Genomic DNA, 18,109 nt, shown 5'->3' with positions numbered 1-18,109 from the left:
TTTCGGCTACCACTTGTCATAATGGACCCGCTCTTCCTCATAACCTCCGCGGGCTGGGAGATTTTTCTGGGATTCCTCCGGGTAGCCGAAAGCAATAATGGAGTGGGGCACGGCGCTCTCCGGCAAATCAAAAAGCTGGCGCTGGGCGGCAATTTTTTCCTCCTGGGGCCAGGTGCCCAGCCATACTGAGCCTATGCCCAGGCCATGGGCGGCGAGGATCATGTTCTGCGCAGCGATGGAGCCGTCAATGACCCAATAATCTGGGGCGCGCTCAAAAGTGCGGGTCATGTCGCCCAGCACAAGAATTCCAAGGGCAGCGCCCTTCAAGGGCTGGGCGGCATTGCCGTTGCCGTCCGCCATTTTGCAGAGAGTATCCCTGTCGCGGACTATCAAGAAGCTCCACGGCCTGGCGTTTACCGCACTTGGGCCGGACATACCGGCTGGGGGAATGGTATGCAGGTCCTCATCAGAAATTGGCTGGGATGTGAACTGGCGTACACTGCGCCGGGTGGAAATCGCGTTGATAATATTCATAGATACGCCTCCTTGCTGAGCTAAGTATAGCACATTCAATAAGGATGGCGCAAACAAAAAATAGATAAACAAGGAGAAAATCACTATGGAAAACACAAGAACAATGGCCATTCAGATGCCCGAGGAAACCTATCAGCGGCTGAAAGCCTATCTCAAGCGCCATCAGCTCAAGCAGAAGGATTTTGTCACCCGGCTGGTACAGGCGGAGGTGGAAAAAGATGACATCGCCGCGCCGGAGGGGGGCAGTGAGTAGGCAAAACAGTTGCTTTTTAGATCGGATTCGGGTATAATGATAACAGAAAGAAGGTGGACGCCATGAACAAAGCTGCGGCGGAGCTTTCGCTGGCCAATGATTTCATCTTCGGCGAAGTGATGCGCCAGCCTGAGAACGTCAAGCCGCTGCTGGAGGCGGTTTTGGAGAAGAAAATTGCGGAGATCACCTATATCGAGAAACAGCAGGATATTAAGGACGGGTTTGAACTGCATGGCGTCCGGCTGGATATTTCCCTGGAGGACAGCGAAAGGACGCAGTACGCCGTGGAGATGCAGACCGGCAGCGCTTATGACCTGGAGCGTCGGATCAGGTATTACCAGAGTTCCCTGGACCGGCGAACCCTGGAGGTATCTGAGCGCTACCGGGACCTGAAGTCCAGCTATGTGATTTTCGTCTGTACGGATGATTATTATGGTAGGGGACTGGCACTTTATAAGCGTAAATCTGTAATTGAGGGCGCGGAGGACATCGTATATGATGACGGCTCCCATGCGTATATTTTGAACGCGCAGTTCACAGAGCCGAACCTTAGTGAGTCTGCTTTGGAGTTTCTGCGGTACATCAACGCGAAGAAGAACAAGCTGTCCTTTGACGTTTCCGGCAACGAATATTTGACCCGGATCGACCGGGCGGTGGAGGACATCAAATCCGACGACAGGAAGGTGGAGAGGTTTATGACGCTGGCAGCGAAACTGGAGGATGTACGTTTTATTGCCCTGAGAGAGGGTGAGGAAAAGGGTCGCGCTGAAGGTAGGGCTGAAGGCCGAGCTGAGGGTAGGGCCGAAGGTCGCGCTGAAGGTGAGCATAGTGCCATGGCTGGCCTGATTAAGCGGCTGCTGGAGCGGCATAAGACTCTGGAGGAAATTGCCGATATTTGTGGCCTGGATTTGGACGAAGTCAAAAAAATAGCGGAAGAAGGCTGAGTTGGCTTTCTGCGCGGGATGAAGTTAGGTGGAGTGAGTGCCATGGATTATACAACGCTTTGTACAAGGGAGGAAGGCAGTCCTGTAGATTATCAAATGCTATGTGAAAAGCGCTGGCAGCTCCAGAAAACTCTGCCCGGCATTCCTGACCAGGTCATATCCAAGTTTGACAAAGCATTTGAGATCGAATATGCCCACAATTCCACCGCCATCGAGGGGAACACGCTGACGCTTGTCCAAACAAAAGCTATTCTGGAGGATGGGCTGTCTGTGGGCGGCAAAACCCTCCGGGAGATATATGAAGTTGCAAACCACGCCAGGGCGTTTAACTATGTGAAAGGCTGCATAGCAAAGGGAAGGCCGCTGGACGAGCAGATCATCAAAGACATTCATGCGCGGATTATGGAGAACATCCAGATCGGTGGGATATACCGAAATGTTGAGGTGCGTATCACAGGAGCCAATCACAAGCCGCCTCCTCCCAGCGAGATGTACTGGCAGATCAAAGAATTCTGCTCTGTGCTGCACAATCCCCGAGACCTAAACGCTATTGAAATGGCAGCTTGGACACACGCCGAGTTTGTGCGTATCCACCCCTTCACCGATGGCAACGGCAGAACATCGCGGATGATCATGAATTATCAGTTGATGCAGGCGGGGTTCCTGCCAGTTTCGATTGTAAAAGAAAAGCGCCTTGAATATTTTGAGGCATTGGATGTTTATGTCGTGAACCAGGATCTGCGGCCTTTTGCGGAGATGGTAGCCGAGTTGGAAAGCCAGAGGCTGGATGAATATTTGAATATTGCCTGTGAGCAGGGTTTAGGCCTTGTTTGAAAAATAAATATTGCACAAATTGCGGGTTAGTGCGAAAATAGAGATATGAAACGGTATGAATTGACAAAAGGATAATGGGAGCGCATAAAAGAGCTGTTACCGTCAGAAAGGACGGGGAAGCGAGGCCGGCCTCGGAAAGATGACCGAAACATGCTCAATGGGATGCTTTGGATCGTCCGCAGCGGAGCACAGTGGCGGGAAATGCCGGAGGCGTATGGCTCCTGGCAGTCTGTGTATGCCCGATTTGCTAAATGGCGGGACGATGGTACATTGGAAGCCATATTTCGCGCATTGTCCGCAGATGCGGATATGGAAAACCTGAGCTTGGATTCTACCTGCATCAAGGTCCACGAAAGCGCCAATGGGGGGGAAAAAAACAACAGATAAGGCTGTTGGACGAACCAGAGGCGGGTTGAACACAAAGCTGCATGCTATTGTGGACGGACTGGGAAATCCGGTTGAATTCATGCTGTCTGCGGGGAATGACCATGATTCGCTCCACGCTGTTGAACTGCTGGAAAGGGTAAAAATCAGTGGCAGCAAAGTATTAGCAGACCGTGCTTATGGGGCAAAGACGATCCGGGCTTATATCTCAGAACAGGGAGCCAGCTATGTGATCCCGCCGCAGAGCAATGTTTCTGATCCTTGGCCGGTAGATTGGTGGTTATACAAAGAACGGCATTTGGTTGAATGTTTCTTCCAAAAGCTCAAATGGTTTCGCAGGATCGCCACCAGATATGATAAATTGGATGCGTCTTTTCTCGCTTTCGTTTACATTGCCTCTATTGCGATTTTGTTGATTTAGCTCAGCCTTTGCTATTTTTCAAACAAGGCCTAGGAGATACTGAAGATAAGATGGAATTGGATTTTTGAAGGGCTCGAAACGCATTACAAACAGAGTAAGAAATTATGGCATCTTTTAAGGCAGAGTTATAATGACGGCTTTTGAAAAGCCCGGAAAACCGCATAAATACTAGGGTTTTTGGCCCTCCAAGGGTCGATGGCATCTTTTAAGCACGGTAGGGCCAGATGGACATTGGACGAACACCTATTATTTCAAAGGCGGTTTCGCCGTGATGGTGTGGCTCTGATGTCAAAACGAACAGCAGAGGTCAAGGTGTAAAAGCCTTGGCCTCCGCTGTTTTATCGGTTTATTCTGTTTTGCCCTGTGCTTCCTGCCATTCCGCAAACTCCCGCTGGCCCTGTTCGCTGTCATAGTATTTCCGTATCTCCGGGACAAGAAAGCGGGCAAAGGTTTCTATAATAGCCTGCGGCAATTCGATTTGACAGGTTTTAGTTCTGATTTCAGGTTGTTCTTTCGTCAAAGGCATTTCCCCTTTCCAAGACGCAGGACAAGGCCCGCAGGCGGGAGGAACAGGGAAAGGGTAAGCTGTTCCTCCCAGCCGGGGCCGGTTATCAATTCACGCCGAGAATGGCGCGGATCAGTTTGTTTTCAAGGCGACTTTTCATGTACTCGTCCAGGCAGGCATGGGGACAACCGCTTTCGTCGTAGATCGTCCGGGTGCAGAGCTTGTTTATGTAGCCCTCGTAGTACCGCAAGACCTGCTCCATGGCATCAGCATCCCCAGCCTGGGCCGCATCGCTCACCGCAAACGGCAGCAGTTCACGGCCCTTATAGTTCCGGCGCTTCATGGTGCTAACCTCCTTTCCTCGCTGTCAGCTTTGTCCGCAGGACATTCAGCGATTTTGTTCTGCGTCGCTGGACGGCACTCCGGGACAGGCCCAAGGCCTTGCCGATCTCACTGTCCGTCAAATCCAGCACCAGGCGCAAAATCAAAATGCTTTGCTCCTGCTCCGGCAGACCGGCAAAGGCGTCGGCCACCTGTTGGCTTCTGATCGGCAGGTCGTAGCCGCAGTACGAGAACACATAGCTGTCGCTAGGATAGTCGTCCGCCGAACACAGCTTGTCCATCGCCATTTGGGGCAGCCGCTCCAAGGACGTTTCCCGGCTGGCCCGCCGCTTCGTTTCCCGGATGTAGTCGATTGCCTCATGCTTCAACACGGTCTTGCAAAAGGCGTCAAACCTGCACCGCTCGCCATAGTCGCGGGGGTTCGTTTCCATCTTCTCACCCCCTTTCGTTTGGGGGATGGTGGTGTACTTTCCCTTTCCGCTAACAGAGCGTTCAGCGGCACAAGTTTTGCGCGCAAAACCGCTTTCTGCAGAGAAAAAAGTGAAGAAAATTTTCCAGGCCGCAGGGAACGACAAAAACCGCCCGGCAGGTCACAGACCCACCGGGCGGTTTGCACTGTATAATTTACTATATCTGCATTGTATAGTATAACTTCGTGGCCGTAGTTCCCCCAGGCGGGGGCCGGGCTTTTTTTGACAAATCAAGGGCTGTCAGATTGTGTCGAATGACTGTGTACTTCATAGCGGCTGCCTCCTGTCAGCCGCCGTATCTGTCAGCGTTACCGCGTCGCTCTCTATGGAGATGAAAAGAACGGCGGCTTTCATTTTTTGAAAACCACCGTACAAAAAGGCATGAAAAATTTTCTGCCAGCAGCGGTTTTTTTCTTTGCTGCCACTGCTGGCAGGTTAAAACAATATTAGTGTATACGCCAAAGTTTGCATAAGGGTAAAGAAATGTTGCGCCTCACCAGTGCTGAAATACGCATACCACGCTTCCAATGTGTTGCGCTGAAAAACATCTAACCGTTCAATAATCTGCTTTGCCCACAGTAAACCCCCAGTGGAACTTGCGGTAATCAGATTACGATCTGCCACAGATGGTGCGTCAACAAAGAACTTCTGTCCCTTATAGCCGGGAGAAACCATTTCAAGGTATCCGGCTCCATTACTTGTGTGCGGGCGCTGATCCAACAGGCCAGCGTTTGCCAGTGCAGCGGTAGCCCCACAGATAGCACACACCATAGCCCCCGCAGAAAGAAACTCACTGGCTTTTTTAATAATGGCTCTATGCTTCGGGTCGTCCCATGTGTTCGCCCCAGGCAACAGCAGTACATTTTTTTCGCCCATCTCAATATCGCTGATGGAGCAATCAGGAACAATCGTCAGCCCACCCATAGTTTTGACTGGCTCCTTTGAGAGTGCGACTGTTTCGACTAATACTTCGGGCGCGCCCTTTTTGAAGAACCGCCCGGAGTTTAATTCCGCCGTAACATAGCCCAACTCCCAATCTGCCAAGGTGTCAAGGACGTAAATGTAGACTGTGAACATAATACCCTCCATTTTCATTGGCCTTATTTTACTTACACCGTTATCTTACCATCTAATCGTTGACATCAGTATGGCAACAATCTATAATGAAATAGAGGCTTTTTGAGAGGCGGTCACCAGATGAAAATTAATAGGCTTGTCAGCATTATTATGATACTGCTTGATAAAAAGCGTATGGGCGCACAGGAGTTAGCAGATATGTTTGAGGTCTCGCCTCGTACAATCTACCGGGATATAGACGCAATCAATTTAGCTGGTATTCCTATGATTAACTCCTATTAGGAAAACACACTGTCAAAAGGTTTTTTGCTTTTGGCGGGGGTCAGCCCGCCTCGGCGGTATCGGTGGTGTTGATTTCAATGTACTCGGCAATCTTGCGGAACTCGTCCGCGAACTTGAAATGAACGCTGATATTGCCGTTTTCGTAAACCTTGATATGGTCTACCAAGTCCGTGAGGATTTCACGGGTCAGCGTTTCGATGCTTTGATACTTTGCAAAGGCTACCAGCGCGGGGTGTTCCTTGTCAACGCCGTTTGCCAGCTCCGCACGTTCCGCGTTCAGCCGGGCCAGCACATCCGCAAGCTCGGCGGCCTGCCGTTCATAATCGGCTTTCATATCCCGGTATTCCTGCTGGGTGATCTCCCCGTCTTTCCAATCTTGATACAGTGACTGCTTGTAGCGGGTTATCCGGGTCAATTCCTTTTCCTTTGCGGCTATCTGGTCGTTAAGGCGGTGGGATTGACTTTTTTTCAGCGGGGCCGAGTTGATACGGGCTATCAATTCCGAGTAGGAAACGGCGGTGTTCACTTGATACTGGATAGCGAACAGAACGGCGGCCTCCAGACGGTTGTGCTTGATAGAGTGCATGGAGCAGGCCGTCCGGGAGCGGTTCTTGTAAGTGGAGCAGGCGTAATAGATATTTTTCCCGCTCTGGCTGCGGGTGATGGATTTCCCGCAGTCCGCACATTTCAGAAAACCGCTGAACAAGTGAACCTCCCGCCCTTTGGGGGATGTCCGGGTATCGCGTACCAGCAGGGCCTGCACCTTGTCAAAGGTTTCGTGGGTGATGATGGCCTCGTGAGTATCGGGGACGCGCACCCATTCTTCCTCCGGCACAGCCTCAATCTGGTGTACCTTGTAGCTTTTCACCCGGCGGCGGCCCTGTACCAAATCCCCGGTATAGATGGGGTTAGTGAGGATTTCATGTATCATGCGGGCTCCCCACATGGGGTCGTCCGCCACAGCCGAGGAAACGGGCAGGCCCTTTTTCCGGCGGTAGGCCGTGGGGCTGGGTGTGCCGTGTTCGTTCAGATACAGCGCGATGGCCCTTTTAGACGAGCCTTGCAGGAGCATGGAATAAACGCGCTTGACGATTTCAGCCGCATCCGCATCCACAATAAGCTGGTGCTTGTCCTTTGGGTCTTTGATGTAGCCATAGGGAGCGAAAGAGCCGATGTACTGGCCGTTGCGCCGCTTGTAATCAAAAACCTGCCGGATTTTCTTTGAGGTCTGGTAGCAATAGTTATCGTTCATCACGTTAGTTATCGGAACGATAATGTTTGAAACGCTGTCGGGGTTTAGGTAGCTGTCCACGTTCTCCGCAAGGGAGATAAAGCGGACGCCCATCTGCACAAACAAGTTATCAATCAGACTCCCCGCGTCACTGTAATTCCGGGCGAACCGGGAAAGGTCTTTCACAATCACGCAGTTGATTTTCCCGCTCATCACATCGGCCAAAAGCCGCTGGAAGTTTTCGCGGTTGGCATCCGTTCCGGTGTGCCCATCGTCCACATATTCAACCGCGCTTTCAAATTCGTCCATGTGCCGCTGGTAGAAGTCCCCCAGCAGGTCACGCTGGTTTTTCACGCTGTTGCTGTCGTCCTTGCCCTTTTTCAAATCCTCTTTGGAAAGGCGGATGTACTCGCCCAAACGCCAGCGCCGGATTGTATATGTAGGGGTATATGTCTGCTGATTTCCTCTGTTTTTAGCTCGTGCCATTGTTCCTCCTTCCCTATCACATTACACTTATATTATAACTCTGTTCCGGGGTATCAGCAAGGATGCCGATGCCTCGGGACATTTTGTCTCGAAGTAGGAACGGGCCGCAACAGCAGTCACAGCCCGCTCTTTTGCCGGATAAGAAAGGCGGTCAGCGTATCCTGGAGGGAGGGGCCGCCCTCGGCAAACTCAATTTTCACGCCCACGCCGCCCACGCTAAAGCAGTACGGATTGACGGCCCGTCTCACAAACCGGGCCAGCCGCTCCTCCCGGGGGAGGGTGCGGTCAAAGGCCATACCGCTCACGTCAGCCAGCGCATCCGCGCTCACCGCGCCGATGTCCACGCTTTTCATTTGTTCCAGCTCTTGTGCGGTCAGTTTCACGGTAAAACCTCCTTTGCGTTTTGGGTTGGTGGGGAAACGCGAAAGGACAGCACCGCGAAAGTGCTGCCCTTTGGCCTGTCCTCACCTTGGGACAATTTGTCTCGAACTTGTTTGAAATGGAAACGCCGGGCCCGTATGTTTGGCCCGTCAAAAGACAGCAGGTAGCGGCCCGGCATTTCCTTGTTTTGTGCGGCGGCCTCAAGCGGCAAGCGGCCAGCTTGTCCCTCGCGGATCGTGGCCGTGGGGCTGGCAAATTCCCCACACGCGGCGGTGGTGTTGGTCGCTCGTCCTCCCGTGGGAGAAGTCCCAGCGCACCCGCCGCCCGGCTCCCCGCGTTCACCCGGGGCCGCCCGCTATTCAGTTGTGGAGAAGAAAAAACTTCCTCTCATATACCACCAGAAAAATGGAGCAAATGGAGACGGCAATCACGGATTTTTTCTCAAATATTTTTTCATCTGTGCGATGCCGCTGAGAACGGAGCGCCGCACCGCGCTCTTATCCACGCCCTCGGCTTTGGCAATCTCCCGGTAGGTCATGCCGAGGATAAAGTGAGCATCCACCCTCCGGCCTTGGGTTTCCGGCAGGCTGTTCAGCGCGTTCCACAGACGGCAGAACCGCTCCTTGAGCTCCAGCACCTCGTCCGGGGTGAGCTCGTGCAGGCAGGCGGAATACTCGATGCCGTCATCCGCATCCAAGGAATAGTATGCCTTGTTGTAGCGGACACGCTCGGTATAGGCCGCCTCGTAGCGGACGCTGGCCTGGAGCGCCTCGGCCACATCGTCAGTAACCTCAATATATTCGTCCTGGGTGTACCAGTAGTAAAAGTCGCGCAAGTTGATGATAGTCATTATATGTACCTCCATATCGTTTTTTGTGGTTGGGTTGCCGGGAAACGATATGGAGGGCGGCGGGGAGCGGCACCCGGGGGAGCCGCCCCGCACCTTGGGACTGTTTGTCCCAAAGTGGAGCCGACAAGAAACGACAACGCCCGCACAGCGTTGTACTGTGCGGGCGCATGAAATGACGCAGTTCTTTATGTACTTGCAAATTTCGTGTTGTTGGCCGGAGTAACCCGGTGGTGGGGCTATACTTTTTTTGACAAGTTACGCGTAGCAGAAATCAAAAAGGACATAACGATACCTCCCGGATACCGCCGTGTCCTTAAAAATGGGCGACCTTAATACACCCTCCGTATTCTATTTTTTCAAAAGAAAACGGCGGCTTGAAATTTGTTATTTCAAAACCGCCGTTAGGCTACTGTATTTTGTTTTGGCGCGCAGATAATCAGCCGCCGCAACAACGGTTTTTTTTATTTCCCGTTGGGCGGATGTTTTATGCTATGCAGTCCTAATTTCCTATTTCTCAGTCTGTTTTTTCAAAGCGTATCCTATCTGTGCTTGTAGGAATACCGTTTTGTATGACATTCCACTCGTTGTTTTGATAAACTTCATATTCCTCAAAGGCACAAGGTAATCCATTAGCAATCGTTATGTCGCTACTGTCCATAAGCTGAAAATGCAAATGCGGTGCATACGAGTTACCTGAATGACCGACCCGACCTATTACATCCCCCGTCTTTACACTTTGACCAACAGAAACTTGAATAGAACCTGTTTGAAGATGAACGAGAGCGGCATATACATTGTTGCCACAGTCTATGATAATGTAGTTTCCGGCAACAGATTGTATATCATCTCTTTCGGGATTAAAATAATGTGCGTTTTTGTACGCATTAACCGTATCTGAAAATAAATTTGTTTTAGAATTTTCCGCATATCCATCTTGAGCTTGGACAACAACTCCATCGCAAGGTGAATATACCTCTTGTCCCCAACAATAATATTGATTTAATGGAATACCCGAAAAAAGGTATCGCAAAAAACTTGTGCGATATGCTGGCCAACCTGTTCTATTCCAATCTACTTGCACAAAGTCAAAAGCATATCTTGTTCCTAATTGGTTTGTGCCGTGACTGGGAATTTTTGTGCCAGGAGTGTTTGGTGCAAGCCATTCACCCCTTAAAGGAAATGCTACAACGATTGGTTCCTGTGCTGTTTCCATTTCATCTCCTCCATTATAATGCTTTTCGCCTACGTCAAATACAATCGAAAAAAAGACAATCCAAATTATCACTGCAACACTGATGTGCTGTTTTCTTTTTAACTTTATGGGATATTCCCTAGCCTTATTTATCGCTGATTTCATAAAAAACTTTCCGTAGTTCAACAAAATAATCATCAAGTTCAGAAATAATGGTAGCACTATCCAAAACAGCGCTTTTCTGCTCTCGAATTTTTTCTAATAGCTGGTCAGCAAATCCAACATTAGACCAAAAGATAAGCTGCTTGCATTTTTCTATGTTCAACCCTTTTCTAAACTTGGTTTCATCTATGTTATCGAACAATTTTGGGTAGCAACTCGATTTTTCTTTATGTGCTCGACTTTCAAGTTCTTCGTTTACCTCAGCGGAATTTGTGGGGCGTGATAGCTTATTAAAGTCCAAAATCCAAGGATATTTTTCAGACATTTTAATCTGCAAAAAGTACGATTGACGCAGTCTAGTGAAAATGTCGCGTTCTTCGTAATTCATCAATTCAAAATACTCTTTTCTGATAAGTTCGGAAAAGTAATCATATACGACAAGAAATAGTTCTTGTTTGTTACTTACATAGTGAAACATTAGGGCCTTAGAAATCCCGGCATTTTTAGCGATGATATTGGTCGATGCATTATCATACCCTTGCATAGAAAATTCTTTTAATGCCGAATTTAGAATAGCATCCCGCCTTTGTGGATCTAACTCCAATAGTTTAATAGACATTGTGTGTTCCTCCGTTTGCAAAAGATTAACCTATTAGGTCAACATCATTATACCTCTTTTTACCTAATAGGTCAATAGCAAATCACTCTATGAAATGTAAAAATTTCACGCAGAAAAAGTGAAAACAAATACTACTAAAATATAAAATTTTATTTCGTTCTCATATTCCGCCCCGAAATGTAAAATAATATAGGGGTGATGTGAAAATGTACCAATACGAAAAGCGCCTGGACTGTCATGCCCTGGGCCAAGAAATCAAGCGCAGACGAAAAGCTAAAGGCTGGACGCAGGAGCACTTGGCCCAGCTTGTAGACCTCACCCCGCGCTCCATCATGTATATTGAAAATCGGGGCCAGCACACCAGCCTCAACGCCTTTTACAAGCTCGTTACCCTTTTTGATATTTCCGTGGATGAATTTTTCTACCCGGACAAGCTGGGCGGCGAGAGTGAGCGCCGGAAACACATTGACCGGATGCTGAACGGAATGGACGAAAAGGAGCTTATCATCATAGAGGGAGCCGCAGAGGGTATCAGAAAAGCCAGAGAAACGGAGGGAGCGTAAGGAAAAGCGCGACCTCCGTTTTTTCGCGCCATGTATAGGGGAGCGCACAAACGGCAAGCAATTCGGGTGTGGCCACACTCCGAAATTTTTGCTGGGCCGGGGGCCCGCAAAAATGCTTGTTGGGGAGCCTCCCCAAACCCGGCTCTTTGGGACAAAATGTCCCAAAGAGGTTGGCTGCGTCACCGCCGCTATCGCGTCTGTTCCTTATCAGTGCGCCCGTCCGTAAGGCCGAGCAGATGGTCGATGTTGGCCTTGACCGCCACGGCCTCCCGCATATCCCGCTGGGCCTGCCGATACTCGGCATAGAGGGCCTTTTTCTTATCCGCCAGCTCCCGCCGCTGTTTTTTCAGCGCGTCCATTTTGGGGAGCTTTTCACCGCCTAACAATTCATTCATAGCGGCCCGGGCCGCCCGGTAGGTGGCAAGCTCCGCCTCGTGTTCGGCCAGATACTTTTTCGAGTACCGGGCCGCCTTGTAGCCGTCAAATACGGGCCGGGCCTTTGCATAGTCCACCACGGCCCCCATCAGCCCGGAGACTTTGGAGAGGGCGGCCTCGGTGGTCTGGAGCTCCCCGGCCAGCGCGTGGGCCCGGTCAACCGCCGCCGTGGTCTTGGCCGCCAGCGCGTCATAGTCGGTCAGATTATTCTCCTGCAAAAACTGGAGGGCGGCGGCCATCTGTTTTAGGTTGTAGACTTTCGCCCACCGTTCATAAGCCGGGCCCTTGCCCTCGGCCATGCGCTGTTGGATGTCAATGATAAGGCCCACCTGCCGGATCGGGGGCGGCGCGTCCTTGGGGAGCTCCGGGAGGGGCCGCTCCCCGGCAATCACCGCCCGGATGTCCTCGGGGTCAAAGCCCGCGCCGAGGGTGGATGCCCGGAGCCGGGTGTATTTATCCTGCCCCGGCGCGAGGAACGACACCACGCCGCCCCGCCCGCGCTTGACAGCAAAGCCAGACTCCTCCATCAGCCGCAGGAACGCGGCAAAGTCGGCGGGCTTTTTCTCAAGGGCCGCGATGATTGCCAGCCGCACCCGCTGCTGCGCGGAGGGCGGTTTTTCCCCTACCCACTGGCCATAGTGGAGGAAACGGCCCTTGCTGTGCTGTTTGGGATTTTGTATCACGGACAAATCATGCTCCAGACATACCCGGTCAGACAGCCGCCGGAGGGCAAAGCTGGAGCCGAGGAAATTATGGAATTTCCGGGAGCAGTCAAAGGCCGTGGAATTGAAATAAATGTGGTTGTGAATGTGGCCCTTGTCGGTATGGGTGCAGACGAAAAACTGGTATTTGCCTTTCGTCCAGCGCATCGCCGTTTCAAAGCCCAGCTTGTTTGCCTCCTCCGCCGTCACCTCGCCGGGCGGGAACGCCTGCCGTATCTGGAAGAACAGCGCCCCGCGCTCCACGGGCCGGGCCGTGGCCGCCTGGTATTCGCTTTTCACCAGCAGAAACTCGGCGGCGACTGTGGCCGGGTCGCAAAGGTGGGAGGACACGGCCCCCAGCTTTTGGGGGTTGAGCCCGTAGGCAAAACGCTCCTCCATCGTCTGGACGGCGCTCAGTCCCGCCGCCTTCTTGTAGGGCCGGATGTAGGTCGTGGCCGTGGTAGCACCTCCTCTCGTTGGGACTTTGGGACAAAATGTCCCGAAGTACGAAAAAAGCCGGGGAGCGGCACAGCACCGCTCCCCAGCAGGTCACAGCTCCACCAGCGCGGAAAGCTGTTTCAGCAAATCAGACAGAGGGCCCCACAAAGCGGAGTAGTCCCGCTGGAGGGCCGATATTTCCTCGGGGTAGATGCCCCCGTAGGTGTTGGCATGGATGGCCACTTGATTGAGATTGTTTGAGCATCGCCGCTGGAGGGACACCAGCTCTCGGACGGGGGCAAGGTCAATCTGGAGCACATAGCCGCAGAGGGCCATCCGGCGCATATAGGCCCCCATGTTGCGGATGCCCGCCTGGGCCATGCGTTCCTGGATAAGTGCCTGCTCTTCCTCAGATACCATCACATGGAGATGGATGGGGCGGCGGCGCTTTTTGCCAGCCACGCTATCTGTCGCCCCGGTCGGGCGCGTTCCGTTTAGGCGCAGAGGGGGCCTGCCGTTCCCCGGCCAGCCTTGCCGCCTCTTTCATCTGTTCGGCAATCGGGCGGGGCCTGCCGCCGTCCCGCAGCAGGCCGGACACCTCCGGGGCGGGCCGGAGCTCATAGTCCGCCGCCTGCTTTTCCGTCAAAGGCTTTGTGTAGGTCAGATGCCCCCACGCAAGGAACGCGCCGCCCTCCACGGGTACGCGCTTGTCGTAGTTTACGATTTCGTCCGGGGCGTTGCCTGCAGGCTTGGGGAACGTACCGATGTCAACGGGCCGCTGGGTGGAATAATACTTGTAAAGGCCGGGGGCCTCAATCTGCGCCACCTTGACGGAGAACTGCTGCTGGTAGTTTTCCACACGCTCCAGCAAGTCCTGCTCCAGCGCGGCCCGGTCACTGCCATAATGCCCCCATTCATACTGCCTTGCGCCGTGTTCGTCATCATAGCAGGCCCACGTCACAAAGGGGGAGGGGGCCCGGGGATGCTCCCCCAGCGCAAAGCCCCGGCCATTCTCCAGCATGACGGCCTTTAAGATTGTATAACCTTGATTTTTGTCCATAGGAACCTCCTCTCGAAATGTTAGCATCATCCGGGGAAATCGGGGCAGGACGTGTAAAAGTACGCCCCGCCCCAAAAGCGGCCCCGGAAAGCCTTGAAAACAGCGGGCTTTTATACCCCTAAATGCTCACACATCACCCCCGGTATTTCCGCATATATCCCCGCTGTTTCTTCTGCCTCGCGGCCTTGGAGCAGGCCACGGAGCAGTAGCGCCGCCGCCCGTCCGGGAGAAAGGGCCGCCCGCAGACAGGACAGGGCCGGGTTTCCGGGGCGGGCCCCTCGGTATTGAGGGCGGCCTCCAGCACCGGGTTCAGCGGCAGGACGGCCTCCCGGAAGTAGCGGCAGTAGGCCCCCGTCCAGCACTTCCCCAGCATATAGCACTCACAGTCGAGGGGCAGACAGCCATATTCCCGGTCATAGTTGGCGCACCATTTCACTACAAGGGAGCGGATAGCGGCCTTTTCCTCACGGGTCAGCTCGCGCAAAATATCACCTCCCGCCCGGCTTTTTCAAAAGGCTCTGAAAGCAGGAGCCGCAGGGGATGCCGCGCCAGTAGGGACAGCCACAGCACCGGGAGCCCTCCCGGGGCTGTTCCGGGCGGGGAGCCCGGGGCCGTGGGCGGCGTTTCATTTCCCGTTCCAAAGGGTTCGATGTGAAATTCATTCTCCGTCCTCCTTTTCTTCTTCCTCATCCCACGGGGGGAGGTCGTCATACTCACCGCCGCCATAGTCCTCGCCGTATTCCCCGGCCTCGTCAAAATCCTCGCCGGGAGCGGCGGCCTGCTGTTTCGGGCGGTAAATCTTGAAGTACCACCCGGCCCCGCCGCCGAGGGCCAGCACCGCCAGCACCAGCAGGAGCGTCCCCGCCCCGCCGGATTTTTCCGGCTCGGGCTCGGGCTTCGGCTCGGTAGCAGGTTCGGGTTCCGGCTCCGGGAGCGGTTCGGGGACGGGCTCCGGGGAGGGCTCCGCAAGGGCCATCAAATCGGCCACGGTGACGGCGTTCAAGAAGTACACATTTTCCGTCTCCCTCTGGCGGTCAATCACCAGATAGAACACGGACTCGTCCGCCGCCATGATAGTGAAAAATTCCTTGCCGTCCTGGTCGGTGGCGTTATCCACCATCGTCCCCTGCCCGTCCGGGGTAAAGGGGTTGGGCTCGGGTTCCGGCTCCGGCGCGGGCTCCACGGGGTCAAGCCCCTCCCATTCCGGGCCGCCCGTACCGTCCTCCCATTCCTCGCCGCCCCCGGCGTAGGCCGTTGTGGTGATGCCGCACAGCAAAAAAGCGGCGCACAGAGCCGCCGCCAACACACGATATTTTTTCAGTTTCATTCCGCGTCCTCCTTTTCCGGCCCGGCGGACTTCGGGACATTTTGTCCCAAAGCGTCCCCGGCCTTGATGCGCTGGAGCACCAGCGGGAGCTCCTCAAGGGAAATGCTCATGCCCCGCACGATGTCCACGATTTCCTCGTTCTCGGCCTCCTTGTGTTTCTGTTCCAGCTCTTTCAGCCGGGCCTGCTGGTCGCTGATTTTGGCCTTGACCTTTTCCATCTCGGCCATGATTTTTGCGCTCTTGCTTATCGCCATTGAAAACCTCCTTTTCATGGTAAACGCCCGTAGGCGTAGAAGTGGGCCTGCCAGTAGCTGCTGTTTAAGTTGGCGTAGCTGATAGGGTAGAGTAGGAAAGCGCCGCCTTGCCACATTTCTATGGTAGGTCTGCGCAGCCCCCTCCCAAAACCGTGCTTGCACCTCTCAATGCACACGGCTCGCCCTCTTTGCTCCATTGCAGAAATAACTCTTAGAATCCATGATGTATTTTCTGGTGGCAGTCATAGCAAACCACCAAAGTTTTGCGCCGTTTTGCTATCATTACCTGTTCCCACGGTTCTTTTCCTTTCAGGTTCTTCACCTTGTTTACATGGTGAACCTCCAATTTCCCACCTGCCTTTCCGCAAAGTTCGCATATTCTGGCTTTTAACCGGTCATCAATCGTGGTTCTCCCTTTGGAAATAACCGTTACTATCGCAGGCTCTATGTCCTCACACTTTTTGCCGTCAATCTCATTGAACTTTGTAAGGCGGCGGATTTTCTTCCCGGCTTTCGTTTCATAGGGAATCCCCCAGCGTTTCTCACCAATGCGGTACTTGTCATAAATTTTAGACAGCTTGCACCGGTGTTTGCCGGACAGTGTTTTCAGACAGCTGTACTCCATTAGATAGCTGAAATAGTTTAGGTTCCGGTAATTGCTGGCAAGATGATAGTAGTTGCATATCCCCCTTAGTTCAGCGTCAAAGACCGTCACAATCTCTAAATCTGTGTGGCGCAACAGTGACAGCCTCCCAGCCGGTTCCAGTTTCCCGTTATCGGCTCTTTGTTTGACAATGCCTTTAGAAAACAGAAACTTTTCGATTTTATCCTGGAAGGGTATCAGTAATTCCACGGTATTATTCATTGTGCGCTGTCTGCATTTCTTCCACGGCTTCACCTGCTGGTCACGGCGCACCCGCACATCATAGCCCAAAAATCTTGCGGGTGTACTGCTATGGGTTATCAGCGTCTTTTCTTGGCTTAGTTCCATTTTCAGGGTATCTTGGATAAACTCCGTGAGTTTCGCCTTAATCCATTCGCAGTCCTGCTTGTTCCCATTTACGGCAATCAGGAAATCATCAGCGTAGCGGACATATTTAATCTTTTTGTCATCGCATAGCTTCGCCGGGGTTTTATACAACTCTCCCGACAGCTTCTTGTATTCCGCTATCAGCAGGTCACGCTCTGTACCGTCCTCCCGGCGGTCTATCTTTCTTTTGAGGTTTGCCCGCTTTCTTGCTATCGCCTGATATGCCGGCGTTGTTTTGTACGGTGTCTTGACATCAAACTCCTTTTTCAATTCCTCAACATAGCTGTCCAGTTCATTCAGGTAGATATTCGCAAGGATTGGTGAAATAATCCCGCCCTGCGGACAGCCGCTGTAAGTACCATAGTATTTCCAGTTCTCCATGTAGCCTGCCTTTAAAAACAGCTGAATGAGGTTTAGGAATCTGGCGTCCCTGATTTTCTTTTTTAGTACGGAAATCAGCACCGTGTGGTTGATGTTGTCGAAACAGCCTTTTATATCGCCCTCAATAAACCAGCCTGCCCCAATAAACTCCTTCTTGAGTTGCGCTAATGCGGTGTGGCAGCTTCTTCCTGGGCGAAACCCGTGTGAATAGTGTGAGAAAACCGGCTCGTAAACTGCCTCCAAAACCATTCTCATGCTTTCCTGAACCAGCTTGTCCGCAAAAGTTGGCAGCCCTAAAGGGCGCATTTTCCCGTTGGACTTCTGGATATAGGTTCGGCGTACTGGCTTCGGGCAGTATGTTCCCGTCCTCAACGCTTCAATAATCCGCTCTACATATACCTCACTGAATCCGTCCGCCGTATCCTCATTCACGCCTTTTGTTCCAGCACCGTCATTTGAGTACAAATGCTGGTAGGCGGTAAAGTATATATCCGGGCGGAGCAGATAACGGTAGAGCCTTGTAAATATTTCATCATGGTGTTTCTTTGAGTTTTCCTGCAATTTGGTTAAAATCTCCATTGTTGGTTTCATTGAGGTTTTCCTCCCTAATCAATTTTTGATTTTAATTCGCTCAGACTGCTTCCCTTCGCCATGTGAGCGGCTTTCCCGCATCCGTATTTACGGCTTTCCCTGTCTTTTCAGGGTTCTCGGACTACTATGGAAGCTCCGTTGCCATGCCAGATTTTCAGTGTCTGCCACATAGCCCTTGCGGGCATTCTGGTTTAGGCAATCTCCAGTTAACGAAAGTAGTAGGTAAGTGTGAATTGTCGGATATGCTTTCGTTCCGTTGACACCGGTTCTCCGGCGTGCCGTGCGTGATAATTGATAACCTGCCGGAAGGCAACCCTTTCCGGCATTGCTGATAACGTGTCTGAAGGTTCGCCTTTCTAACA

At 52.5% G+C, this 18,109-nt stretch carries 22 protein-coding genes and 2 pseudogenes; 6 read left to right on the top strand and 18 right to left on the bottom strand.

Annotated features, from left to right (window positions below; translation table 11 throughout):
• Positions 1 to 6: 6 nt before the first annotated feature.
• Positions 7 to 534 carry a nitroreductase family protein gene (locus U8U68_RS08645; protein ID WP_322200412.1) on the bottom strand — a complete coding sequence of 176 codons (528 nt, stop codon included), beginning with the start codon at positions 532 to 534 and terminating at the stop codon, positions 7 to 9.
• Positions 535 to 619: 85 nt separating this feature from the next.
• Between U8U68_RS08645 and U8U68_RS08640 the strand changes: the two genes are divergently transcribed.
• The 4 genes and pseudogenes from U8U68_RS08640 (at position 620) to U8U68_RS08625 (ending at position 3,370) form a co-directional block, all read left to right on the top strand.
• Entirely contained in the window at positions 620 to 787 is a 168-nt protein-coding gene (locus U8U68_RS08640; protein WP_322169191.1) for a hypothetical protein, read from the top strand.
• Between the two features lie 62 nt (positions 788 to 849).
• Positions 850 to 1,731, top strand: a complete 882-nt coding sequence (locus tag U8U68_RS08635; RefSeq protein WP_322200411.1) for an Rpn family recombination-promoting nuclease/putative transposase — start codon at positions 850 to 852, stop codon at positions 1,729 to 1,731.
• Positions 1,732 to 1,773: 42 nt separating this feature from the next.
• The gene (locus U8U68_RS08630) at positions 1,774 to 2,565 is read left to right on the top strand and encodes a Fic family protein (protein ID WP_322200410.1); all 792 of its coding nucleotides are present in this window, start codon (positions 1,774 to 1,776) and stop codon (positions 2,563 to 2,565) included.
• Positions 2,566 to 2,649: 84 nt separating this feature from the next.
• A pseudogene (locus U8U68_RS08625) lies at positions 2,650 to 3,370 on the top strand (IS5 family transposase).
• Between the two features lie 346 nt (positions 3,371 to 3,716).
• Here the strand turns inward: U8U68_RS08625 and U8U68_RS08620 are convergent.
• The 4 genes from U8U68_RS08620 to U8U68_RS08605 form a co-directional block, all read right to left on the bottom strand.
• The gene (locus U8U68_RS08620; protein ID WP_322200409.1) at positions 3,717 to 3,890 is read right to left on the bottom strand and encodes a hypothetical protein; all 174 of its coding nucleotides are present in this window, start codon (positions 3,888 to 3,890) and stop codon (positions 3,717 to 3,719) included.
• 91 nt (positions 3,891 to 3,981) lie between these two features.
• Positions 3,982 to 4,218, bottom strand: coding sequence for a helix-turn-helix domain-containing protein (locus U8U68_RS08615; protein ID WP_322200408.1), 237 nt, complete (start codon positions 4,216 to 4,218; stop codon positions 3,982 to 3,984).
• Between the two features lie 4 nt (positions 4,219 to 4,222).
• Complete coding sequence (locus U8U68_RS08610; RefSeq protein ID WP_322200407.1) at positions 4,223 to 4,648, bottom strand: RNA polymerase sigma factor; 426 nt, start codon at positions 4,646 to 4,648, stop codon at positions 4,223 to 4,225.
• A gap of 474 nt (positions 4,649 to 5,122) precedes the next feature.
• Entirely contained in the window at positions 5,123 to 5,764 is a 642-nt protein-coding gene (locus U8U68_RS08605) for a type 1 glutamine amidotransferase family protein (RefSeq protein WP_322200406.1), read from the bottom strand.
• Between the two features lie 120 nt (positions 5,765 to 5,884).
• On the opposite strand from U8U68_RS08605, the pseudogene U8U68_RS08600 reads away from it, so the two are divergent.
• A pseudogene (locus U8U68_RS08600) lies at positions 5,885 to 6,031 on the top strand (helix-turn-helix transcriptional regulator); the annotation flags it as partial.
• 55 nt (positions 6,032 to 6,086) lie between these two features.
• Here U8U68_RS08600 and U8U68_RS08595 read toward each other — a convergent pair.
• The 5 genes from U8U68_RS08595 to U8U68_RS08575 all read right to left on the bottom strand — a co-directional run bounded on the left by U8U68_RS08595 (position 6,087) and on the right by U8U68_RS08575 (position 10,967).
• Positions 6,087 to 7,763 (bottom strand): recombinase family protein, encoded by a 1,677-nt coding sequence (locus U8U68_RS08595; RefSeq protein ID WP_322200405.1) that lies wholly within the window; start codon positions 7,761 to 7,763, stop codon positions 6,087 to 6,089.
• 116 nt (positions 7,764 to 7,879) lie between these two features.
• Positions 7,880 to 8,146, bottom strand: a complete 267-nt coding sequence (locus tag U8U68_RS08590; protein WP_016316805.1) for a DUF6870 family protein — start codon at positions 8,144 to 8,146, stop codon at positions 7,880 to 7,882.
• A 425-nt stretch (positions 8,147 to 8,571) separates the two neighbouring features.
• Positions 8,572 to 8,994 carry a sigma-70 family RNA polymerase sigma factor gene (locus U8U68_RS08585; RefSeq protein ID WP_322200404.1) on the bottom strand — a complete coding sequence of 141 codons (423 nt, stop codon included), beginning with the start codon at positions 8,992 to 8,994 and terminating at the stop codon, positions 8,572 to 8,574.
• 514 nt (positions 8,995 to 9,508) lie between these two features.
• Positions 9,509 to 10,351, bottom strand: a complete 843-nt coding sequence (locus tag U8U68_RS08580; RefSeq protein WP_243111235.1) for a M23 family metallopeptidase — start codon at positions 10,349 to 10,351, stop codon at positions 9,509 to 9,511.
• A complete protein-coding gene (locus U8U68_RS08575; RefSeq protein WP_120427353.1) occupies positions 10,332 to 10,967 on the bottom strand; it encodes a TetR/AcrR family transcriptional regulator in 636 nt (211 codons plus the stop codon). The genes U8U68_RS08580 and U8U68_RS08575 overlap by 20 nt, the downstream gene beginning before the upstream one ends.
• 200 nt (positions 10,968 to 11,167) lie before the next feature.
• Between U8U68_RS08575 and U8U68_RS08570 the strand changes: the two genes are divergently transcribed.
• Positions 11,168 to 11,530, top strand: a complete 363-nt coding sequence (locus tag U8U68_RS08570; protein WP_442857895.1) for a helix-turn-helix domain-containing protein — start codon at positions 11,168 to 11,170, stop codon at positions 11,528 to 11,530.
• A gap of 188 nt (positions 11,531 to 11,718) precedes the next feature.
• On the opposite strand, the gene U8U68_RS08565 is transcribed toward U8U68_RS08570, so the two are convergent.
• From U8U68_RS08565 to U8U68_RS08530, 8 genes are all read right to left on the bottom strand, one after another.
• Positions 11,719 to 13,065, bottom strand: a complete 1,347-nt coding sequence (locus U8U68_RS08565; protein WP_322200403.1) for a relaxase/mobilization nuclease domain-containing protein — start codon at positions 13,063 to 13,065, stop codon at positions 11,719 to 11,721.
• A gap of 150 nt (positions 13,066 to 13,215) precedes the next feature.
• On the bottom strand, positions 13,216 to 13,566 hold the full coding sequence (locus U8U68_RS08560) for a plasmid mobilization protein (RefSeq protein WP_407922910.1): 351 nt from the start codon (positions 13,564 to 13,566) through the stop codon (positions 13,216 to 13,218).
• A gap of 1 nt (position 13,567) precedes the next feature.
• The gene (locus tag U8U68_RS08555; protein ID WP_322200402.1) at positions 13,568 to 14,164 is read right to left on the bottom strand and encodes a defense against restriction DarA-related protein; all 597 of its coding nucleotides are present in this window, start codon (positions 14,162 to 14,164) and stop codon (positions 13,568 to 13,570) included.
• Positions 14,165 to 14,297: 133 nt separating this feature from the next.
• On the bottom strand, positions 14,298 to 14,648 hold the full coding sequence (locus tag U8U68_RS08550) for a cysteine-rich VLP domain-containing protein (RefSeq protein WP_160573355.1): 351 nt from the start codon (positions 14,646 to 14,648) through the stop codon (positions 14,298 to 14,300).
• Positions 14,649 to 14,652: 4 nt separating this feature from the next.
• Positions 14,653 to 14,826 carry a hypothetical protein gene (locus U8U68_RS08545; protein ID WP_169714846.1) on the bottom strand — a complete coding sequence of 58 codons (174 nt, stop codon included), beginning with the start codon at positions 14,824 to 14,826 and terminating at the stop codon, positions 14,653 to 14,655.
• Positions 14,823 to 15,491 (bottom strand): CD1107 family mobile element protein, encoded by a 669-nt coding sequence (locus tag U8U68_RS08540; protein ID WP_322200401.1) that lies wholly within the window; start codon positions 15,489 to 15,491, stop codon positions 14,823 to 14,825. Before U8U68_RS08540 ends, U8U68_RS08545 begins: the two co-directional genes overlap by 4 nt.
• The gene (locus U8U68_RS08535) at positions 15,488 to 15,745 is read right to left on the bottom strand and encodes a DUF4315 family protein (protein WP_044919934.1); all 258 of its coding nucleotides are present in this window, start codon (positions 15,743 to 15,745) and stop codon (positions 15,488 to 15,490) included. Before U8U68_RS08535 ends, U8U68_RS08540 begins: the two co-directional genes overlap by 4 nt.
• A gap of 211 nt (positions 15,746 to 15,956) precedes the next feature.
• On the bottom strand, positions 15,957 to 17,747 hold the full coding sequence (locus tag U8U68_RS08530) for a reverse transcriptase domain-containing protein (protein WP_016284391.1): 1,791 nt from the start codon (positions 17,745 to 17,747) through the stop codon (positions 15,957 to 15,959).
• Positions 17,748 to 18,109: the final 362 nt, after the last annotated feature.

This window comes from Acutalibacter intestini (assembly GCF_034334985.1).
In the GTDB taxonomy this organism is placed as follows: Bacteria; Bacillota; Clostridia; order Oscillospirales; family Acutalibacteraceae; genus Acutalibacter; species Acutalibacter intestini.
This window is presented reverse-complemented; position numbering and strand designations above follow the sequence as displayed.